The following is a 21,241-nucleotide window of genomic DNA, read 5'->3' as shown; positions in this document are numbered from 1 at the left end:
TGGGTTTGAGTAACGCCCGCATGGTGCTGCCCCATTTGTTCTCGCGTCTTGCGCGCGGGTCTGCCTTGGCGTGCGCCCTTGCTATACCTTTCATTTCAGTTGCAATTATCCCTTCGCAGGTTCAGGCGCAGGATGCTCTGGGGGCAAATTACCAGAGCGATCCGAATGCTCGTATGCTTCTGCAGGCGGATGAGCTTGTCTATGATCGTGATGTGAACGTTGTTACCGCTCAGGGTAAGGTTCGCATTGAGTATGACGGCAATCGTCTCGTTGCGGACAAGGTTACCTACAACCAGCAGACCCGCCGCATGACCGCGACCGGGAATGTCGAGATTGTCGAACGCGACGGCAACAAGATTTACTCCGATCATCTTGATGTGACGGATAGTTTCCGCGACGGCTTTGTGAATGGCCTGCGCGTTGAGACGACAGATAACACGCGCTTTGCTGCGGAAAGTGCCGAGCGTAGCAATGGTGAGATCACCACCTTTAACAATGGTGTCTACACTGCTTGCCAGGCTTGCGAAAAAGATCCTGATAAGCCGGTTCTCTGGCAGATCAAAGCACGCAAGATCATTTGGAACAGCGCGACCAAAACTGTTCGTTTCGAGCGCGGCAGGTTCGAGCTGTTCGGTATGCCGTTGGCATATTTCCCAGCTTTCGAAATGGCCGACCCGACCGTCAAACGTAAGAGCGGCTTCCTGTTCCCAGGCTTTGCTTATAAGGACGACCTCGGCTTCGGTATCAAGAACTCGTATTTCTGGGCTTTGGCACCAAACTACGATCTGACGCTTTCAACAACTGCTTACACGAAGCAAGGCTTCCTGACGCAGGCCGAATGGCGTCATCGCCTCGAAAACGGCAGCTATAATTTCCAGATTGCTGGCATTCATCAGATGAAGCCGGGCGAATTTGACAGTGACACGATTGATCGCAACGAAGATAATCGTGGAATGGTAGCGTCGAAGGGCGATTTCGATATCAATTCACGCTGGAAGTTCGGCTGGGATGTTATGGCCCAGACCGACCGTAATTTCAGCCGCACTTATAATCTCGAAGGCTATAGCGCACAGACGCAGACCTCGAAAATTTATCTGACCGGCATCAATAACCGGAACTATTTCGATCTCAATTTCTATCGTTTCAACGTGCAGGAATCTTATCTGCCGGGCAATGAAAATGAGATGCATTCCAAACAGCCTTGGGTTTTCCCAAGTCTCGACTATTCATATACTCTGCCCGATCCAGTCTATGGCGGCGAGTTGAATATCACCACCAATGCGCAGGTTCTGTATCGTAAGAATGCGAACTACGCGTATAATTATATAGGTGGCGAAAGGGTTCTTTCTACCTATCCGCGTATTCCTGGCTTTAGCGGCACGAATGCCCGGTTCACAACTGAGGCTGAGTGGAAGCGTACATTTATCACGCCAGCAGGCTTGGTAATCACGCCGCTTCTGGCTCTGCGTGGCGATGCTATCAGCGCCAATACAAACTTTGATCCTGCGGTGGCTGGTTACACGGATGCCGTGGTTCGGTCTGAAGCATTGCGGGCAATGGCAACGGCAGGTCTTGAACTGCGTTGGCCTATCCTGTTTTCGACCACCAGTTCGACACATATTCTTGAGCCAATTGCACAGATCTATATGCGCAATAACGAACGCTACGCTGGCCAGCTTCCAAATGAGGATGCGCAGAGCTTCGTGTTCGATGCGACCAACTTGTTTTCGCGCGATAAGTTCTCAGGATACGACCGCGTTGAAGGCGGCACCCGTGCCAATCTCGGCCTGCGTTATTCTGGCAATTTCAGCAATAGTGACTGGGGGCTTTACGCCCTTGCCGGACAATCGTTCCAGTTGGGCGGCGTAAACTCCTTCGGCACGAGTGATTTCGTCAATGTCGGTGCTGATTCAGGCCTGCAGGATGCTCGTTCTGACTATGTTGCCATGATTGGCACGTCGAATTCGACTGGCCTTGCACTTGCTGCCCGTGGGCGGTTCGACAAAGATAATCTCAATGTCCGCCGTGGTGAACTTGAAGTGCAGCAGAACTGGCAGAAACTGTCTGTTTCGGCGCAATATGCTTATATCGCAGCACAGCCAGCCTACGGTTATGCCGATCTCAGACAGGAAGTCACGGGTGCGGCAACTGCACGCCTTGATGCAAACTGGCGCGTTTTCGGTTCCGGAACTTATGATCTTGTGTCGGATACGCTTGTTCGCGCATCTTCCGGCCTCGCCTATGACGATGAATGCTTCACCTACTCGATGGCTTACGTTCAAACCCGCAATCCGGGAGAGGACAAAGCATCGCATAGTGTAGGTTTCAATATCTCGTTCCGAACGCTTGGCGACATCGGCAGTGGCGCCCAAACCTTCTAAACTTAGAAAGAGCGGAAACAATTGATCTTGTTTCCGCTCTTTCCTTTTAGGCATCAGCATTGCTGCTGATATTCAAATAACGTTACGATTTTTATCGATTTTATTCAGTTAAGTGCCTCCCATAACCTCGCAAAATGCTAAAGGGTCATTGTTTCGCCGCTTTGGCTCCTCTATACAGGCATCATAATATGATTGGCTTCTGATACGTCAGTTCACTTTGAAGGCGTTATTTGGACACCGACCTGAAAGAAATCGGGAAAGAAAGATGATGTTTGCAAGACCTCTATTCGCCTCCCTGCTAGGCGCTGCCGTATGTATGACAGCGCTTGGAACGGCTGCGACCCTGAACCCGGCTTTTGCTGCCGGCGGAACGGAGGTCAAGGTCATTGTCTCCGGCAATGCGATCACCAATGGCGATATTCAGCGTCGTGCGGCTTTTTTGAAGCTACAGCGCAAGGGCGGCAACCTCAATCAAGTTGCACGTGAAGAACTGACCGAAGAAATGCTGAAGCGCGTGGAGATGAAAACACGCGGCGTCAACATCTCCGACAAGGAAGTCGACGAGGCCTATGCAGGGTTTGCAACGCGCAACAAGATGAGTGTCGCGCAGCTTAATCAGGTCATGAATCAGGCGGGGATTACCCCTGATCACTTCAAGAAATACATCATGGTCCAGATGGGCTGGGGTCGCCTTGTAAGCGCACGTTTCCGTGCAACCGGCATGGTCAGCGAACAGGATGCTGTGCAGCGCATGCTGAAAGATGGCGGCAAGAAGCCGGTCGCAACAGAATATCAGCTTCAGCAGGTGATTTTCGTTGTCCCTAGTTCGAAGCGTTCGCCTGCCCTGCTTGCAAAGCGTCGTCAGGAAGCAAACGCATTGCGCTCGCGCTTCCAAAGCTGTGATTCCACCCGTCAGCTGACAAAAGGCATGATCGACGTTACAGTTCGTGACCTTGGCCGTATCATCGAACAGCAGCTTCCGGGCGACTGGGCGAAGGACGTCAAGGCAACTGGTGCCAACCGTGCAACACCGCCGCATGACACCGAAAAGGGCGTCGAATTTTTGGCGGTATGCTCGACCCGTCAGGTCTCAGACGATCGCGTTGCCCAGCTCGTTTTCTCTATGGAAGGCACAGATTCTGAAGCCGGACAGGAAAAGAAGGCGGATGAAATGAGCAAGAAGTATCTTCAGGAACTGCGCGAAAAAGCAACGATCGTCAATCGCTGAGCTTACGTCAGGAGCGTATCCCGAAAAGTGCGAAGCGGTTTTGCTGAAAATGCTCTAATGCCTTGGCAGTAACAATCTGACCGTATAATTTGAGGGGGGCTTTTGCCCCCTTATTTCATCAGCCGAGAAAATAGCTATGCCAAATCAACCGGTTCCTCCGCTCGCCGTCAGTATTGGCGATCCCTCTGGCGTTGGAGCTGATGTTGCTCTTAGCACCTGGCTAAGACGCGCAGAGCTTTCTCTGCCCCCCTTCCTGTTGATTGCCGATCCAAAGCAGCTGGCTGCCCGCGCGCAGCATCTTGGTTTGGACCTGCCGATTGCGGCAATAGAGTCACCGGCAGAGGCTGTTGATATTTTCAGCGAGAAACTTCCTGTTTTGCCGCTCGTCAATGCGCATAAGGAAAGCCCCGGCACGCCTCTTCCAGAAAATGCAGCCGGGGTCATTGAAGCTATTGAACGGGCGGTGGCCCTGACATTACGTGGTGAGACATCGGCTGTCGTCACCTGCCCAATTGCAAAGAAACCGCTCTATGATGCTGGCTTCAAGCATCCCGGCCATACCGAGTTTCTCGCAGAACTCGCAAGCCAGCATATCGGGCGCACAGTCATTCCGGTCATGATGCTTGCTGGCCCGGAATTGCGTGCGGTTCCGGTCACGATCCACATCCCGCTCGCTGAAGTACCGCGTGTATTGACCAAGGATGACGTTCTGGAAGTGGCGCATATCACTGCGCAGGAACTTACAGACCGTTTCGGTATCGCCGCACCACGCCTAGCAATTTCCGGTCTCAACCCGCATGCGGGTGAAGGCGGTGCGCTTGGCAAGGAGGATGACGCGATTATTCGGCCTGCAGTCGAAGAATTGCAGCGCGAAGGTATCAATGCCTGGGGCCCACTGCCTGCGGACACGATGTTTCATGCACCCGCACGTGCAACTTATGACGTCGCTATCTGCATGTATCACGATCAGGCACTTATCCCGGCCAAGGCCCTCGCCTTTGACGAGACAGTCAACGTCACGCTGGGCCTCCCCTTTATCCGAACATCACCGGATCATGGCACGGCCTTCGACATCGCCGGAAAAGGCATTGCCCGGCCAGATAGCCTCATCGCCTCCATAAGACTGGCGCAGGAACTCGCAGAAAACGAAGCAAGGCGGAAATCATGAGCATCGACAATCTTCCGCCGCTACGTGAGGTGATTGAACGGCACGATCTGATGCCGAAAAAATCGCTTGGGCAAAACTTCCTCTTTGACCTCAATCTGACATCGAAGATTGCACGACAGGCAGGCAATCTGCAGGATCAACCGGTTATTGAAGTCGGCCCCGGCCCTGGCGGGCTTACGCGCGCCCTTCTCGCCCAAGGCGCTTATGTGACTGCGATCGAACGCGATGAACGCTGCCTTGATGCGCTGGCAGAAATCGAAGCCCATTATCCGGGTCGATTGCGCATCATTTCCGGCGATGCGTTGGAACAAGATTTCAAAGCGCTGTTTCCCGATGGCCCGAAGCCCCGCATCGTTGCCAACTTGCCTTACAATGTCGGCACGCAATTGCTGCTAAACTGGCTCCTGACCGAGCCATGGCCACCCTTTTATTCATCGATGACGCTGATGTTCCAGAGGGAAGTCGCCGAGCGTATTGTAGCCGCTCCCGATAGCGACCATTATGGCCGCCTTGGCGTTCTGGCAGGCTGGCGAGCACATTCGAAAATTGCTTTTGACGTGCCTCCCCAGGCGTTTACACCACCACCCAAGGTGATGTCGTCGGTGGTGCATATTACACCGCGCGAAGAGCCGCTTCCGTGTTGTGCCGATGCATTGGGGCAGATCACGCAGGCGGCCTTTGGACAGCGCCGCAAAATGCTGCGTCAGAGCCTGAAGCCCGTTGGTGGTGCCGCGTTGCTGGAAAAGACAGGTATCGACGGCACGCGTCGTGCCGAGACCCTGAGCGTCGAAGAATTCGTCGCGCTCGCGAATGCTTATCGCCCAGTGTGATCAAAACTGGTGTTGGGCGCAGCTGTCATCGGCGTCAGGTTCATCTGTTTGAAAACCTTGTCCACGTGATCGATTTCCGAACGGAAACTGGACATGGATGAACCGGTCAGCTTTTCGCCCGCATTGAGCTGCGCTTTGAGCGGATCGACATAGTGATCGCCGACTTTCAGTTCGTAGTAGAGGTGTGGGCCGGTCGAATAACCAGTTGATCCGACATAGGCGATCACCTCCCCCTGCTTCACATGCTGTCCGACTTTCAGGCCTTTAGCCTCAGCGGACAGGTGAGCATAGGTGGTGCTATAGCCGCCTTGGTGGCGGATGCGAACATACTTGCCATAGCCCTTTTGCGATGAAATCAGTTCCACAGTTCCGTCGCCCGCTGCGACGATCGGAGAACCGATCGGAGCGTCGTAATCAACACCGTTATGATGCTTGCGCACATGCAGAACCGGGTGAACACGCCAACCGAAGCCATCATTCAGGCGACCATTCGGCAATGGCTTGTGCATGAGATACTTGGTCATCGAGGAGCCGTCCTCGTTGAAGTAATCCGCGTTTCCTTCAACCTCATGTCTGTACAGACGCTTACTCTCACCGTTCGACGTGAATTCGACGAAAACCAGTTCCGGATCAGTATCCACGCTTTCACGGAACAAAAGATCGATTTTATCAACCCCGTTGGCGCCCCTCTGGAGAGATACATTGTTCTCAGAAGCAAGCTTCTTCACATCGTCTGCAACAGTGCGTGGAGCCCCTGCTGCAATCAATCGGGACTGAACAGAACCATCCGTCCGAATTTTGGAAGGCTGACGCGATGCCGAGAGCATGGCATCATGAGAAAGCCGTGCGAAAAGCCGCTGATTATCATTGGCGCGAAAAACACCATCGTCTGTTCGTCCATAAACAGAATCGGATGCACTACCATGCCGGAAGCGCGCCATAGTTATATGAGCGGGTTTGTTGGGTGACTGATCCAGAAGCAGAATAAGATTATCACCAGGAACCAAGTTCTTGCGTCCGAGCGCCTGTTCGAGATTTGCGGCGTCTTCGGCCGCAACGTCCGCTGCCTGCATAAGTACGCCCACCTTCTCACGCGACTGTGGGGCGAGGACAATTTCATGCACTGTCTGGTGAGCCGTGCTGGCAGGCCTTGCGAAGCTCACATTCAGCGGTACGCCTTTCTGATTGGCGAGTGCAGATATTTCCGTATCATGATTAAAGCCGTTGCCCCCTCGATGCTGATCTGGCGAGGAATCATGACCGATCAGGGCTTGTGACCCTCTTTCGTTTGCCAAATCAAGAATCACATGCTGATAGGTAAAGAGCGTCGCTTCGCCGTCGTCGGTGCCTTCTGCAATATCGATGCGTTTAGCAATCCGGCGGCTCTTGTCGACATCATTCTGCGGAAGCAAGCGGGCTTCCTTCATTGCAGCGTGATTATGGACAAGTGTAGCGGGATCAACCAGCACAGGTTGTGAAGCATGTCCATGACGCACCAAACCGCCAGTCACGAGCGCCATCGCCCCACCTGCCAACAGCGTCGCAGAGGCAAGCGCTATACAGGCGCGTTTATGCGTGTGAAATGAAAAGCGAATGCGTTCCAAGGGTTTAAGGGCACGCTGCGAAAGTGGCGCAAGCCTCGCATGCATAGCCGACAGAGCATCATGGGAAGCATCTGACCGGATCGCAAGATCTGGGGATACAACCACATGAATCTGCTTATCTCTGCGGGCGGTGCGAAACAGCATGCAGCGAATGGCTCCAAATTCCATCTGAAATAACAAACGGACCAGAAGGCCAGAGCGCGGCCAAATTAAGGCTCCGGTGACCTTAATCCACCGGAGATAAAGCACAAACGCTCAAGTTAAATTTATCAAGCGCTGGCGCGTGCCTTGCGATGCGCCGACAAAGACGACCAAGTGTAAATGATCAGGCCGGTCCAGATCAGCACAAAAGCCACCAGCTGCGCATTGGAGAAAGGCTCATGAAAAATGAAAATCGCGAAGATGAACAGCAGTGTCGGCGTGAGATACTGCATCAGACCAAGCGTCGTGTAACGCAGAAGCTTGGCACCGCCTGCATAGAGGATCAGCGGAATTGCAGTGAACGGCCCTGCCAGCAGAAGCAGCGAAACGTTCGAGATCGTGCCCGAGAAGAAATGGTCCTGACCATTGGACATCAGCCACAGAACATAGCCCAGCGCCGGTACTGACAGAATGACCACTTCCAGCGTGAAGCCCTGCAAAGGCTGCATTGGCAATGATTTGCGGAAGAAACCGTAGAGGCCAAATGTTACCGGCAGGACCAGCGAAACCCATGGAAGGCCACCAGCATTGAAGGTAAGAACCAAAACTGCAGTGAAAGCAAAGCCGACGGCAACGTACTGCACCTTCGTCAGGCGTTCGCCGAGAAACAGACCACCAAGCACCACATTAAACAGCGGGTTGATGTAATATCCGAGTGCTGCGCCAATAATCTGATCATGAGCAACCGCCCAGACGTAAACCGACCAGTTGATAGTAATCAGTGCCGCGGTGAGCGCCGCCATTGCCAGCATACGCGGATTGCGCAGAGCATCAAGAATGGTCCTGAACTGCCCGATAAAGATAAGTAAGATTATAGCAACCGGCACAGACCAAATCACACGATGTGCGACGATTTCAAGAGCGGGAAGATGCGACAAAGCCTTGAGATAGAACGGCAAAATAGCCCAAAGACCATAAGCCCCCATAGCCATCATGAAGCCACGGCTTCCATCTGAAAGCTGGCCTCCGGATAAGGTTTGCTCGGTCATTTCCATCTCCGCATTGAATATAGACTCGAAAAAGCAACGGGCTATTTCAAGCTGGTCAGATTGCTATGCGCCGATCAATCCATAAAATCTATTCAATTAAACTGATCAAAGCATCAATCTTCGTGAAAGGAGCGGCTTATTCAGCCGCCACCAGACCGGCGAGGGAACGGTTCTTCATCAGCTTATAATTGACCGAATCCATCAATGCCTGAAATGAAGCATCAATGATGTTGTCGGAAACGCCAACAGTGCGCCAGCGAGCACCTGTTGCGTCACCGGACTCGATCAGAACGCGGGTGATAGCCGCCGTACCGCCATTGAGGATACGCACCTTGAAATCGACCAGTTCAAGGTCTTCGATCTCATCCTGATAGCGACCTAAGTCTTTGCGCAGTGCAATATCGAGTGCATTGACGGGACCATGGCCTTCGGCAACCGACATATGCATTTCACCGTCGACTTCGACCTTCACCACGGCTTCCGACACGGTTTTCAACATGCCATTGGCATCAAAACGTCGCTCCACGAGACAACGGAAAGAATCGACCTTGAAGAATTGCGGTTGCGGGTTGAGCATGCTGCGCGCCAGAAGCTCGAAGCTCGCATCGGCGCCTTCATAGGCATAGCCTTCCGCTTCACGCTCCTTGACCAGCGCGATCAACGTATCAAGCCGCACATCATCCTTGGCGACGCGGATGCCACGACGCTCCAGTTCCGCAATGAAATTCGACTTGCCGCCCTGATCAGACACCATGACGCGGCGGCGGTTCCCAACGGTTTCAGGCGGAACATGTTCATAGGTCTGCGGGTCTTTAAGCAACGCAGAAGCGTGAATGCCAGCTTTGGTGGCAAAGGCAGATGTTCCCGTATAAGGAGCCTGTTCAGTCGGCGCGCGGTTCAAAATATCATCAAAGGCACGCGAAATGCGCGTAATGGCCTTCAAGGCATCCGGCTTGACGCCCAGCTCAAACCGTTCCGACCAATAGGGCTTCAGCGCCAGCGTCGGAATCAGCGAGACAAGATTGGCATTGCCGCAGCGCTCGCCGATACCGTTGAGTGTTCCCTGCACATGTCGCACACCGGCATCGATTGCGGCGAGAGAGACAGCAACTGCCTGTTCGGTGTCATTGTGGGCATGAATGCCAAGGCTTTCGCCTGGAACGACAGCTTTAACCGCAGCGACAATCTCTGCTACTTCCGATGGCTGCGTGCCACCATTGGTGTCGCAAAGAACCACCCAGCGCGCACCGGCTTCATAGGCTGCTTTGGCACAGGCCAACGCATATTCAGGATTGGCCTTGTAGCCGTCGAAGAAATGCTCGCAATCGACGAGAGCTTCACGCCCCGCCATGCGAACAGCCGTGACCGAGGCTGTAATCGATTCCAGATTTTCCTCGTTGGTACAACCGAGCGCGATCCGCACATGATAGTCCCAGCTTTTGGCAACGAAACAGACCGCATCACTTGAAGCCTGCAAAAGCGCCGTCAGTCCCGGGTCGTTTGAGGCAGAAACGCCAGCACGCTTGGTCATACCAAAAGCCGCAAACTTGGCGCGGGAAGTCTGACGCTTCTTGAAGAAAGCAGTATCGGTCGGGTTTGCCCCGGGATACCCACCCTCGACATAATCGACGCCCAGTTCTTCGAGCAGAATGACAATCGCTTTTTTGTCTTCGACAGAGAAATCAACGCCGGGAGTTTGTTGTCCGTCCCGCAAAGTTGTGTCGTAGATATAGATGCGTTCACGTGTCATCACTCATCCCCCGCCATCGAGACCGGACAACCAACTCCCGTTTTCAGCTTTGCCCGTCCTCGCACGCTACGCGGCTGCGGGCGGGCGGTATGCGTCTGCTGCCCATCCCGCAAAGTTGTGTCGTAGATATAGATGCGTTCGCGTGCCATTTTGCCTGCCTGTCGGTGGGTATAAGTCGTATGGTCTGTTGAATTAATCAGTTTTCAGTGTCGTGGTCGGGGTGCTGGTAAGACACCATCGTTCTCACAAACTCGATACTTTCCGGATCGCGCTCCGTTTCGTAACCGGGTAGTTCTGCGAGGCTATCGACATAAGGCAGCTTGACCTCGACGCCCCATTGAACGGTCGGCTCGATCTCCTCCGGTGCATCGAAAGCACCGATAGAAAGGGCAATACCATCCGGCGCTTCATAGGTGAGCGGGGTTCCGCACTGGGGACAGAACCCACGCTTGACGTGATTGGATGACTGGAAGCGCTTTGGCTCATCGCGGGTCCATGTGAGGTTCGCTTCCCCCACCGAGACCAGCGGTGCATAGAAATTGCCAAATGCCTTCTGGCACATGCGGCAATGACAGATCGAAGCGGAACCGAGCGCACCTTCCACACGAAAGCGCACCGCGCCACACTGGCATCCCCCGCTATAAAGCGGCTTGTTATCAAGCGTCATGGCATCCTCCCTCCAATTAGAGCGCGTTTCGATCTGATTGGATCAGATCGGCGCTCTAAATAGTTGTTTTAACGCGCATCTTTGTCCGAAAACCGTTTCACACTTTTCGGGATGCGCTCTAAAAGGCACTAGCTTACCACATCCCACGTCGTGACACGTTCGCCGGTCGCAGGGTCCTTGCCATCCTTCAACTGCACGCCCTGTGCCAGCAGGTCATCACGGATGCGATCAGCTTCGGCCCAGTTCTTGTCGGCGATCACACGCAGACGCTCGGCAATCAATGTTTCAATTGCAGCCGTATCGACATCGGCCTTTGCAAAGACCGGAACGTCCTGCGCCGTCACAAAATAAGGATCGAGCAAGCCCAACAGCACCATGCCTTCGCCTAATGCTGCAACATCCTTGGCTTTGAATGCTTTGCGCAGCGCCGTGATTGCCGTCCAAGTGTTCAGATCGTCTGACAGAGCTTCCGCCACCTCTCCAACGACCGAAAGCGCAGACGGAGCAGCAAAACCGGCATCACGCAGTAAACCATACCAGCGATGCAGCTCTTCGGCGGATTCTGCCAAGCGCTGTGCCGTCCAGTTGATCGGTTCACGATAATGCGTTTGCAGCATCGAAAGACGCGCAGCCAGACCAACCCAGCGATCGTGCGCACCCTTGTCATCCCATGCGCCAAGCTGCGGCAGACCATCATTCAGCACGTCGCGAATGGTGATGAAATTGCCGAGCGATTTCGACATCTTCTGCCCTTCGACCTGCAGGAAGCCATTATGCATCCAGATGCTGGCCATCCGCTCGGTGCCAAACGCGCAGCATGATTGTGCAAGCTCATTTTCATGATGCGGAAATACAAGATCGATGCCGCCGCCATGAATGTCGAACTGGTTCTTATAAGGATCGTCGCACTTCAGACCGCCACCAAAAGGTGATAGCAACTTGGCCATGGACATGGCAGAGCATTCAATATGCCAGCCGGGACGGCCAAGCGTTTGAATGCCCGCAGGCGATGGCCAGCCGGGTTCACCATTGCGCGATGGCTTCCAGAGTACGAAATCCATCTCGTCGCGCTTGTAGGATGCGACATCAACGCGAGCGCCAGCCAACATTTCATCAAAAGGACGGTGCGAGAGCGCACCATACCGTGCGCCACCCAGCGTATTCATCGAAGACGGCGAGAACAACACATGCTCATCGGCAACATAGGCGACACCGCGCTCAACCAGCTTTTCAATGATATCGCGCATGTCATCGAGATGCTCAGTCGCACGCGGCTGACTGGACGGTTCGAGATTTGCCAGCGCCTTGATATCTGCCTGAAACTGGTTGTTTGTACCCTCCGTCACCCGGCGGATTGCTTCATTGAGTGGAAGATCAGGATATTCGCTGGCGGCACGTGCATTGATCTTATCGTCAACGTCCGTGATGTTGCGCGCATAGGTGACCTTCTCCGCGCCATAGACATGACGCAGCAAACGAAACAGCACATCGAAGACGATGACTGGGCGTGCATTGCCGATATGGGCGAAATCATAAACGGTTGGTCCGCAGACATACATGCGCACATTGTTCGCATCGATGGGGACAAAGTCCTCTTTCGTGCGGGTGGCAGTATTGTACAGACGTAGTTGCGGCGCATCAGCCATTTTATTTCCCCAAAAAGACCTGAAAATACGGGCACGAAGGACCGCAGCCGACTGGCCGGGGCGTTATCATCCTGTTTTATGGTAGGGGAGACGAAAACGGCCGGGCCAGCAAGCTGCTAGCCAATAATAATCGAACCAGTACAAATGATCGTGGTCGGCGTTTTCATGACGTTACTTATCTCTCTCGACCTGATCCCCGTCAAGAGCTTTTGGAAAAGTTCGAGTGAAATAAAGCATTTCCGGTAAAAGTTTGACGCCCGGTTTACTGAAACGAATACATGCAAATAGAGAGTTTGGTTTACGGATGGTTAAAACGCTGTGGCATTTCAGCAACCGTATCAAACCTTCACAACGGTCAACCGGAATTCCTCAAAACCGGCCCCAAACAGCCTTCATTCCGTCTCAATCAATCACAAAATAGTGAGTGTAATTGGAAGAGGAATGAACCAATGCCTAAAAGTGAACCGCAACCACGACAAGACAAGCTGATTGACCAATATCGCGAAATCGGCCCCGCCGTGCTTCTTGCAGCACTGATGAGCAAGAAGAACCGCAAGGACGAAGCCCGTAACGACAATAAGCGCCGCTCGATTCTAGTGGATTGAATTTGACGTTTGAATCCCGACCGACATGAATGCCGTTTCAAACGTCAAATTCGAAAAATCCACTAGATTCATAAAGTTGCTAGTGGTCTTCGCGATTCCGACATTTGTTCGGTGCTTGTAACTGCGGAATCCAAATGTCGGAATCGGACCACTAGCTGTTAAAGAATCTGACTAAAAGGCTGATGCCGATCAGCGCCATCACAACACCGATGATGCAATCGAGCACACGCCAGGCCGCAGGCTTCGCAAAGATGGGCTGCAACAGACGCGCCCCATAGCCGAGCGAGAAAAACCAGACAAATGATGCGATCACCGCGCCTGCACCATAAGCGGCGCGGGCAGAACCTTCATAGCGGGCAGAAAGGCTGCCCAATAAGACCACTGTGTCGAGATAGACATGCGGATTGAGGAAAGTCAGCGCCAGACAGGTTGCAACTGCTGCTTTCAGACTGACACTGCCGTTTGATCTCACCTGCATTGCTTCCGGATGAAATGCGCGGCGAAACGCGACGGATGCATACCAGAACAGGAATGCAGCGCCTGCGAGCGTGACAAACGAGATCAGCTTTGGTGATTGCGCAATCAGCGTGCCGAGACCTGCAACACCGGCCGCGATCAGAACCGCGTCAGAAAGCGCGCAAATCAGGCTCAGAATAAAGACATGCTGCCGCAACAAGCCTTGTCGCAGGATGAACGCGTTTTGCGCGCCAATTGCGATAATAAGCGACGCACCAAGAAAAAAGCCTGAAAAAGCTGCTGAGAACACGGGGGATTTTCCTGAAATTATAGCATTTCCAGCAAAAGTGCGAAGCGGTTTTGCGTGGGATAATGCGTAAGAACAAGTAGCTACAGCGGCTTCAACTGTTCAGTTGTAACTGGAGCCGCTGTAAGTGATCAGAACATCGAAAGCTGGTCGCCTGAGTCCTCTTCCGGATCAGGCTTCTTCTTCCTTTTTGGCAGAGATTGTTCCGTCGTCAAGCTTTCTTCCACCCTTGTCTGCAAATCGGGTGAAGTATTGGCGACCTTGTTGACCTTATCCGACACCGGAATGGCTTCAAAGAAATCATCCTGAACCGAGCGCATGATGTCCGCCACGTCTTTCGGAAGCAAGGTCTTGCAATTAAGCCAGCGCGCGAAATCCTCTGGCTTCACCACCACCGGCATACGTTCGTGAATAGGACGCAGTAGCCCGTTGGCGCTTGTCGTCAAAATACCCGCGGTATCGATTTGAGAACCGTCTGAGCTGCTCCAGGTTTCGACCAGCGCACCAAAAGCGACAATTCCACCGTTGCGCGGCCTGATCCAATAGGCCTGCGCCTTGTTCTTTCCCTCGCGCCGCCATTCATAAAAACCAGAAGCAGGAATCAAAGCACGCCGATGATTTAACGCCGCCCGGAAGGAGTTCTTCTCTGCCGCAGTTTCCGAGCGAATATTGAAAACCAGATTCCAGTCATTCGGATCTTTGACCCATGACGGCACAAAGCCCCAGCGAACCAGCATGCCGATCCGGTCAGGCCGATTGCTCCCCGGCGGCGGGGTTTCGCCGGCCAGAATGGAGAGTATCGGCTGGGTCGGCGCGATATTGTAACGGGGAGGAAAATCCTCCTCGATCATTGCACCAAGCAATGCTTCAACTTCTTCGCGGCTGGCAGTCAGAGAAAAACGTCCACACATGGTAGTCATGTTCAGGCTTTTGTTGGAATGGTCAAGTGGGGTTTGCTGTTGCCAAAGCAGGTCGACCGGATCATAGCTTGCATATGGTTACAGTTCCCGTCATCCCCGCCCCTCTTCAAATCCACGGCGTCTCCCTCATCTGTCGCCGTGATGCTCGCTTTTTGCTGGTCGAGCGCGGCAAGGAGCCATGGAAGGGTTGGCTCGCCTTTCCCGGAGGCAGCATTGAAGCCGGTGAAACACCTGAGGAAGCAGCGATTCGTGAGCTGAAAGAAGAAACTGCACTCGATGCGGGCTCACTCAGCCACGTCATCACGGTTGATCTGGCGCTCGAAGGCAAAGCCTATGCGAAGAGCTACTTTCTTTCCGTTTATCGTGCCCTTGATGTTTCAGGCATTGAACAGGCGGGCGACGACGCTGCAGCCATACATTGGTTGACCATTGAGGAAATGACGAGCGCCAATGTCACGGACAGCACACTGGATGTGGCACGCTCTGTCGCTGAAATCGAGGATGCTTCGGGCGCGCATTCCGTATCGCCTTGAAGTGGCCCCGTTTCTCATTCAGGAATTTGTTTCATTCAGAGGGGCGAATATTGCAGGGAAAGCAGCTTTCCATATTGGTGATAGCATTCTGGCTAGGCATTCTGCCCCCGGCCCTTTCTGCGCAGGATGCTCCCTATGAAGGCAAAATGCTCAGAATTGCTGAAGTGCTCGGTTCACTTCACTATCTGCGTAACCTTTGCGGGGAAACCAGCAACGAATGGCGCGAGCGGATGGATGCCATCATTGCGGCTGAAAAGCCCGATGAAGCCGAGCGGTTGCGGCTCGTTTCCAGTTTCAATCATGGATATCGTGCTTTCAGTGACAATTATGTCCGCTGCACGCCCTCAGCCCTTGCGGCGATTGATCGCTACATGAAAGAGGGAGAAAGCTTGTCGAACGAGCTTATCTCGCGCTATGGGAATTAACCAATTATTCAGTCTTGTGCGGATGGGCAGAAATTGCCTCATTCAAATCCGCTTTAATCTGTTAACACTGTCTTAAACGTGACAGTCAGGCTGCAGGTGATTGTGCTCCCGATGGTGAGAAATCAGCTGATGCAGCAAGAAGGGCGCAAGCCGGGATGAAATTGATGGAACATATGCCAGCCGATCTGGACGAGATGATCGCCCGCGAAAAGAAGCTTGTGGCGATTGAGTACCAGAACGAGGCCTGGGCCGATGGCATTTCCGAAGGGATTGAGCCTGAAATTCTTGCTGAAGCTGCATTCACCACAGCTTTGACTGAACTTATGCGCTCTACAGGCGAAGACAGCGCTCTCGACCTCATCGAGAAAATGCGCGAGCAGATCATCGCAGGAACATTCCTGCCCGAACGCATTCTTCAATAAGTATCGATACCAGCTCCAAGCATTCGTATTCGACTTGGTGGGGCATCGTAAATCCGCTCCCAGACCCTGCGAAACTGCCGCGCAGAAGCAAAACCAGCCCGCTCGGCGATATTTTCCATATCCAGCGTCGAATTCAGAAGCATCTCACGCGCCAGACTAACCTTTAGCCGATTGGCGTAGTCCGTCACGCTCATATGTGCGTGCTCATTGAACAATCTTGAGAGGTTGCGCGGGCTTGCACCACTGACGTCCGCCAGCTTTTCCACCGACCAGCTGGCTGCCGGATTTTCCGCAATGGCATCCTGCGCACGATGCACCACCGGATGCATATGATTGCGCCCTTCCAGCCACGGCGAAAGCTGCGGGTCTCCCCCGCTGCGACGCAAGTAGACGACCAGATAACGCGCAATCGATAGTGCCAAAGCGTGCCCGGCAATTTCGGCTACGATATGCAGCATGAGATCGATGCCCGCGGTGATACCCGCACTTGTCAATCGATCCCGATCTTCCACAAACAATCGATTTTGCAGCACACGTGATGTCGGCGCCAATCGGTTCAACTCTTCAATGGCCATATGATGGGTTGTACAATCATAACCATCAAGCAGGCCTGCGCGTGCCGCCAGAAGCGCTCCCGAGCAGATTGAAACCAACCTGATGCCTGGACGGATAGCGCGTCGCATCCAGCTCACAATCTGTGCTTCGAGAACATCATCTTTTTCGCCGCTATTGCCGACACCACCCAAGGGAATATCAGCAGAACCGGAGATAACGACCATCGCATCGTCCGGCAGGTTTTCTGGCAGAGGCTCAATATTGGAAATCGTGAGGCCAATTGAGCTGAGTGCTGTCTCGGAAGGCCCGATAAACGTCACTTCAAACTGCACTTCGCTCTGCTCAAGATTGGCCTTGCGCAAAACCTCTATCGGCCCCGCCACATCAAGCAAAAGCGTGCGTGGCGGGACGACGACAAAGACCCGGACAGTTTGATGGCTGCCAGCAGTTTGGTTCATGCAGCTTTCCGTTCCGTCCGACCTGCAAGAGCTTCTTCCACCGTCGCAATCCGTGCGAAGCGATCTGCAAGCACCAGCTCGGTACGTGCACGAATTTCGGCAGCACTCCATGTGCGACCATTCACATCGGTCATCGGAAAGGTGAGCGTCGCCTCGCCGACATAATCGACATCGAAGCCAAGATCTGAAGCATGACGCGTCGTCGTCTCGCAACATTGCTCAGTACGGATACCTGAAACGATAACCCGTCTGATGCCATTGGAAACAAGCCACACATCGAGCCCCGACCCCACGAGTGCGCTATGGCGACGCTTACGGAAAACGGCATCCGGCTCGATCCTGACCGGCGCGAGCGCCTTCACGAAACCTGAAGCTTCAGAGAATGGCCCTTCGTTCTCGACGTGAAAGATTTGCACAACCGGGATGCCCTTGCGCTTCGCACCGTCGATCAGAGCCTGCTGACGCTCGATGTAAGCGGCAACCTCCTCGTCACGATAATAAGGCCGATGGCGGAAAGATTCCTGAACATCGATAACCAGAAGTGCCGTATCATTAGCGGACATTTTGTGCTCCTTGTGAATTTATACAAGAAGACAATAATCCCTATAATCAAGCCCGAAAGATCGACATCGGACAAAGAAGGGACATTTCACGCCAACCGACCAGCTATCAACGACGCGGCAATGCTTCCAGAAACTCGACCGGCTCACCCTTGTTCGGGTTGGCGATTTCCGCTTCCCACATGACCTTGATGCCGCGCACGAAAGTACCAACTGGCCAGCCAGTAACGGTCTTGCCGTGATAAGGCGTCCAGCCAGCCTTCGAGCCTGCCTGTTCATGCGTGATGGTTTCGCGGCGCTTCATATCGACGATGGTAAGATCGGCATCGTAACCCACGGCAATACGACCCTTGCGGGCCATACCGAAAATGCGGTTCGGGCCATGGCTCGAAAGATCGACAAAACGTTCCAGCGAAAGTTTACCGGCATTCACATGGTCAAGCATGATAGGCACCAGCGTCTGCACACCGGTCATGCCGGAAGGCGATGCCGGATATGGCTTCTGCTTTTCTTCCAGCGTATGCGGCGCATGGTCGGAACCGAGCACATCAATGATACCCTGATCAACGCCCTTCCAGACACCATCGCGATGGCGCTTGTCACGTACCGGCGGGTTCATCTGAATGAGATTACCGAGTGTCGCATACTCATCGGCTGACAGTGTGAGGTGATGCGGCGTGGCTTCACAGGTCGCCACATCCTTGTGGCCCTGCAGGAAATCGATTTCTTCCGCCGTTGAAATATGCAGTACGTGAATGCGCGCGCCGGTTTCGCGTGCGATACGGACGAGGCGTTCGGTGCATTGCAGTGCGGTGGCTTCGTCGCGCCAGACAGGATGGCTCGATGGGTCGCCGGCAACTCGCAGCCCTTCGCGTTCTTTCAGACGGAATTCGTCCTCCGAATGGAACGCTGCGCGGCGGCGCGTATTTTTCAGAATGGAGCGAACACCATCGTCATCCTCGACCAGCAGATTGCCCGTCGATGAGCCCATGAAAACCTTGATGCCAGCAGCGCCCGGCAGACGCTCGAGCTCTGCAACATCATTTGCGTTTTCACGCGTTCCGCCCACCCAGAAAGCAAAATCGCAGTGCATACGATGACGACCGCGACGAATCTTATCTTCCAGCGTTTCGGCAGATGTTGTCAGCGGCTTGGTGTTCGGCATTTCGAATACTGACGTCACACCGCCCAGAACGGCTGCACGCGATCCCGTTTCCAGATCTTCCTTATGTTCCAGTCCCGGCTCACGGAAATGGACCTGACTATCGACCACGCCCGGCAAGATATGCAGACCGGTGCAATCGATCACTTCGCCAGCGGAATTTGCGGAGAGCGACCCGATCGCCTCAATGCGTCCATTACGAATGCCGATATCGCGCTGACCTATACCGTCATGGTTGACGATGGTTGCACCTTTCAGGATCGTATCAAACGTTTGGGCCATTGTTGTCTCCTGCTGGCTGAATGGGACTTGCGAGCCTTTTCAATGCGGCTTACGTAACGATGACTATAAAGGCAAGGAAGAAGCGATGGCGACGGTAGCGGAAACGATCAATCTTTCCAACAGAGCACTGGTTCAGATCACAGGCGAAGACGCGGAAAAATTCGTGCAAGCCGTGATTACCACCAATCTCGACAAGCTCGGTGCCGATGAACTGAAGCCCGGCGCACTGCTTGCCCCGCAAGGCAAGATCATGTTCGACTTCCTTGTATCGCGCATCGAGAATGGCTTGCTGTTCGATATGCCAGCGGGCATCGCCGCCGATTTTGCCAAGCGAATGACGCTCTATCGTCTGCGCGCCAAAGCAGAAATTACCCAATCGCCAGAATCACTTGTCAGCGTTTGCTGGCAGACTGATTCCGCTTCTTCAGAAGATGATTCAATCAAAGAATACGGCAAGCGCGATACCCGCTTTCCGGAAGAGCTGAATGTTCTTCGGATTTATGGAAAAGCTGGAGACATCAGCGACGAGAGCGCATGGATCGCACTTCGGGCAGAGTATGGTATTGCCGAAGGCGAAGCTGATTTCGCCTATAATGACGTCTTCCCGCATGACATCAATTTCGACCAGACGGGCGGTGTGACCTTCCCCAAAGGTTGTTTCATTGGGCAGGAAGTTGTCTCGCGCATGCATCACCGCAGCACGCCCCGCCGCCGTGTACTTGTCGCCAAATCCGACACGCCACTTCCCGCGATGGGTACGCCGGTGACGGTCAATGGACGTGAAATCGGAACACTTGGCAGCTCCTCCGGCAAGATCGGTCTCGCTCTTGTGCGAATTGACAAGGTAAAAGATGCCCTTGATTCCGGCACGGCCATTATGGCCGGTGAGGTCGTCATCACGCTCCTCTTGCCGCCGCATGTCGCCTTCACATTCCCAACGGCTGAAGCGGATAAAACTTAATGGCAGCTGCGGACCGCACCTCGGGTAAAGATCGTGCCTGGCAGCGCATGTTGTCCGGGCGCAGGCTTGATCTGCTCGACCCATCACCACTTGATATCGAGATTGAAGATATCGCTCACGGGCTTGCACGCGTTGCCCGCTGGAACGGGCAAACTATCGGCGAGCACGCTTATTCGGTGGCGCAGCATTCGCTGTTGGTAGAGCAAATTTTCAATCGGCTGGTTCCTGATGCCAGCATTGAATGGCAGATACTCGCACTTCTGCACGACGCACCCGAATATGTAATTGGCGATATGATTTCGCCATTCAAGGCCGTGATGGGCGGCAATTACAAGCTGATTGAAGATCGGCTTGAAAGTGCCATTCATTTGCGGTTTTCGCTGCCAGCTTCCATATCCGCATCCCTCAAGAAATTGATCAAGCGAGCCGATCAGGTGGCCGCCTATTTTGAGGCAACGCGGCTGGCAGGGTTTACGGAAGCTGAGGCCATCAAGTATTTTGGACGTCCACGTGGCTTTGATCCCGCGGGTCTCGATATCACACCGCGTCCGACGCAGAGCGTTCAGAATGATTTCCTCGCCCGGTTTGCTACTCTGGATCAGGCCCGAAAGAAGTAGACCATGACGTATATCGTGGTCAGTCCGCTCTCGAAGCTTGAAGCTCAAATTGAACGGCATCAGCCCAGCCATATCGTGACGCTCAGCAGTGGCGATCTGCCTTTGCTCTCTGGCACCATGAAACGTCTCAGTTTGATCTTTAACGACATCATTGAGCCGCATGACGGACTGGTGATGCCCCAAAGCTTCCATGTCGAACAATTGCTGGAATTTACATCTGATTGGGATAAGGAAAAACCGCTGCTGATCCATTGCTATGCGGGGATATCGCGTTCAACGGCAGCAGCCTATATCGCAGCGCTTTCTCTTGAGCCGCAGCTTGATGAAGCTGAGATCGCAAGAACATTGCGTAAGCTTTCACCACCCGCCACTCCCAATATGCGCCTGATAGAATTGGCAGACGAGATACTCGCTCGCAAGGGACGTATGGTCGAGGCTATCCGCACCATCGGACGCGGCAAAGATGCCTTTGAGGGCAATGTGTTCAGCCTGCCTGTTGCAAACTAGAGCGCAT

The 21,241-nt window shown here is 53.7% G+C and carries 22 protein-coding genes; 11 read left to right on the top strand and 11 right to left on the bottom strand.

Annotation, left to right across the window (positions count from 1 at the left end; all coding sequences use genetic code 11):
- Positions 1 to 20 precede the first annotated feature (20 nt).
- From C9380_RS04235 to rsmA, 4 genes are all read left to right on the top strand, one after another.
- A complete protein-coding gene (locus C9380_RS04235; protein WP_128093633.1) occupies positions 21 to 2,381 on the top strand; it encodes an LPS-assembly protein LptD in 2,361 nt (786 codons plus the stop codon).
- 265 nt (positions 2,382 to 2,646) lie between these two features.
- Positions 2,647 to 3,609: a SurA N-terminal domain-containing protein gene (locus C9380_RS04230; RefSeq protein ID WP_024897356.1), complete on the top strand. Its 963-nt coding sequence runs from the start codon at positions 2,647 to 2,649 to the stop codon at positions 3,607 to 3,609.
- A gap of 136 nt (positions 3,610 to 3,745) precedes the next feature.
- Positions 3,746 to 4,777 carry a 4-hydroxythreonine-4-phosphate dehydrogenase PdxA gene (gene pdxA / locus C9380_RS04225; protein WP_100559371.1) on the top strand — a complete coding sequence of 344 codons (1,032 nt, stop codon included), beginning with the start codon at positions 3,746 to 3,748 and terminating at the stop codon, positions 4,775 to 4,777.
- Positions 4,774 to 5,607: a 16S rRNA (adenine(1518)-N(6)/adenine(1519)-N(6))-dimethyltransferase RsmA gene (gene rsmA / locus C9380_RS04220; RefSeq protein WP_100559373.1), complete on the top strand. Its 834-nt coding sequence runs from the start codon at positions 4,774 to 4,776 to the stop codon at positions 5,605 to 5,607. The genes pdxA and rsmA overlap by 4 nt, the downstream gene beginning before the upstream one ends.
- Here rsmA and C9380_RS04215 read toward each other — a convergent pair.
- From C9380_RS04215 to cysS, 6 genes are all read right to left on the bottom strand, one after another.
- Positions 5,592 to 7,355: a M23 family metallopeptidase gene (locus C9380_RS04215; protein WP_128093044.1), complete on the bottom strand. Its 1,764-nt coding sequence runs from the start codon at positions 7,353 to 7,355 to the stop codon at positions 5,592 to 5,594. The genes rsmA and C9380_RS04215 overlap by 16 nt on opposite strands.
- Before the next feature lie 125 nt (positions 7,356 to 7,480).
- Positions 7,481 to 8,401, bottom strand: a complete 921-nt coding sequence (gene rarD, locus C9380_RS04210; protein ID WP_024897352.1) for an EamA family transporter RarD — start codon at positions 8,399 to 8,401, stop codon at positions 7,481 to 7,483.
- 136 nt (positions 8,402 to 8,537) lie between these two features.
- On the bottom strand, positions 8,538 to 10,151 hold the full coding sequence (cimA, locus tag C9380_RS04205; RefSeq protein WP_100559377.1) for a citramalate synthase: 1,614 nt from the start codon (positions 10,149 to 10,151) through the stop codon (positions 8,538 to 8,540).
- A complete protein-coding gene (locus C9380_RS28455) occupies positions 10,151 to 10,300 on the bottom strand; it encodes a 2-isopropylmalate synthase (protein WP_084486789.1) in 150 nt (49 codons plus the stop codon). The genes cimA and C9380_RS28455 overlap by 1 nt, the downstream gene beginning before the upstream one ends.
- Positions 10,301 to 10,347: 47 nt before the next feature.
- Positions 10,348 to 10,818, bottom strand: coding sequence for a GFA family protein (locus C9380_RS04195; RefSeq protein WP_024897350.1), 471 nt, complete (start codon positions 10,816 to 10,818; stop codon positions 10,348 to 10,350).
- Between the two features lie 128 nt (positions 10,819 to 10,946).
- A complete protein-coding gene (cysS, locus tag C9380_RS04190; protein WP_128093043.1) occupies positions 10,947 to 12,464 on the bottom strand; it encodes a cysteine--tRNA ligase in 1,518 nt (505 codons plus the stop codon).
- Positions 12,465 to 12,913: 449 nt separating this feature from the next.
- Here cysS and C9380_RS28450 point away from each other — a divergent pair, with 449 nt between their 5' ends.
- Entirely contained in the window at positions 12,914 to 13,069 is a 156-nt protein-coding gene (locus C9380_RS28450; protein ID WP_024897348.1) for a hypothetical protein, read from the top strand.
- 151 nt (positions 13,070 to 13,220) lie between these two features.
- Here C9380_RS28450 and C9380_RS04180 read toward each other — a convergent pair whose 3' ends face one another.
- Positions 13,221 to 13,835, bottom strand: a complete 615-nt coding sequence (locus tag C9380_RS04180) for a LysE/ArgO family amino acid transporter (RefSeq protein ID WP_024897347.1) — start codon at positions 13,833 to 13,835, stop codon at positions 13,221 to 13,223.
- A gap of 128 nt (positions 13,836 to 13,963) precedes the next feature.
- Complete coding sequence (locus tag C9380_RS04175; RefSeq protein ID WP_128093632.1) at positions 13,964 to 14,743, bottom strand: SOS response-associated peptidase; 780 nt, start codon at positions 14,741 to 14,743, stop codon at positions 13,964 to 13,966.
- An 83-nt stretch (positions 14,744 to 14,826) separates the two neighbouring features.
- Between C9380_RS04175 and C9380_RS04170 the strand changes: the two genes are divergently transcribed.
- From C9380_RS04170 to C9380_RS04160, 3 genes are all read left to right on the top strand, one after another.
- Positions 14,827 to 15,285 carry an NUDIX hydrolase gene (locus C9380_RS04170; protein WP_128093631.1) on the top strand — a complete coding sequence of 153 codons (459 nt, stop codon included), beginning with the start codon at positions 14,827 to 14,829 and terminating at the stop codon, positions 15,283 to 15,285.
- A 146-nt stretch (positions 15,286 to 15,431) separates the two neighbouring features.
- Positions 15,432 to 15,710, top strand: a complete 279-nt coding sequence (locus C9380_RS04165) for a TIGR02301 family protein (RefSeq protein WP_024897344.1) — start codon at positions 15,432 to 15,434, stop codon at positions 15,708 to 15,710.
- A 164-nt stretch (positions 15,711 to 15,874) separates the two neighbouring features.
- The gene (locus C9380_RS04160) at positions 15,875 to 16,132 is read left to right on the top strand and encodes a hypothetical protein (protein WP_024897343.1); all 258 of its coding nucleotides are present in this window, start codon (positions 15,875 to 15,877) and stop codon (positions 16,130 to 16,132) included.
- Here C9380_RS04160 and C9380_RS04155 read toward each other — a convergent pair.
- The 3 genes from C9380_RS04155 to C9380_RS04145 all read right to left on the bottom strand — a co-directional run bounded on the left by C9380_RS04155 (position 16,126) and on the right by C9380_RS04145 (position 19,149).
- Complete coding sequence (locus tag C9380_RS04155) at positions 16,126 to 17,145, bottom strand: GlxA family transcriptional regulator (RefSeq protein WP_128093042.1); 1,020 nt, start codon at positions 17,143 to 17,145, stop codon at positions 16,126 to 16,128. The genes C9380_RS04160 and C9380_RS04155 overlap by 7 nt on opposite strands.
- A complete protein-coding gene (locus C9380_RS04150) occupies positions 17,142 to 17,708 on the bottom strand; it encodes an isochorismatase family protein (protein ID WP_024897341.1) in 567 nt (188 codons plus the stop codon). The genes C9380_RS04155 and C9380_RS04150 overlap by 4 nt, the downstream gene beginning before the upstream one ends.
- 106 nt (positions 17,709 to 17,814) lie before the next feature.
- Positions 17,815 to 19,149 carry a dihydroorotase gene (locus C9380_RS04145; RefSeq protein WP_128093041.1) on the bottom strand — a complete coding sequence of 445 codons (1,335 nt, stop codon included), beginning with the start codon at positions 19,147 to 19,149 and terminating at the stop codon, positions 17,815 to 17,817.
- An 85-nt stretch (positions 19,150 to 19,234) separates the two neighbouring features.
- On the opposite strand from C9380_RS04145, the gene ygfZ reads away from it, so the two are divergent.
- From ygfZ to C9380_RS04130, 3 genes are read left to right on the top strand one after another with little or no spacing between them, the layout of a single operon-like run.
- Positions 19,235 to 20,110 carry a CAF17-like 4Fe-4S cluster assembly/insertion protein YgfZ gene (gene ygfZ, locus C9380_RS04140; RefSeq protein WP_024897339.1) on the top strand — a complete coding sequence of 292 codons (876 nt, stop codon included), beginning with the start codon at positions 19,235 to 19,237 and terminating at the stop codon, positions 20,108 to 20,110.
- Positions 20,110 to 20,727, top strand: coding sequence for a YfbR-like 5'-deoxynucleotidase (locus tag C9380_RS04135; protein WP_024897338.1), 618 nt, complete (start codon positions 20,110 to 20,112; stop codon positions 20,725 to 20,727). Before ygfZ ends, C9380_RS04135 begins: the two co-directional genes overlap by 1 nt.
- A 3-nt stretch (positions 20,728 to 20,730) precedes the next feature.
- On the top strand, positions 20,731 to 21,234 hold the full coding sequence (locus C9380_RS04130) for a tyrosine phosphatase family protein (protein ID WP_024897337.1): 504 nt from the start codon (positions 20,731 to 20,733) through the stop codon (positions 21,232 to 21,234).
- Positions 21,235 to 21,241: the final 7 nt, after the last annotated feature.

Origin of the sequence: Brucella pituitosa, assembly GCF_003049685.1 — a bacterium.
In the GTDB taxonomy this organism is placed as follows: Bacteria; Pseudomonadota; Alphaproteobacteria; order Rhizobiales; family Rhizobiaceae; genus Brucella; species Brucella pituitosa.
Note: the sequence above shows the minus strand (reverse complement) of the source record. Positions and strands in the feature narration are given on the sequence as shown.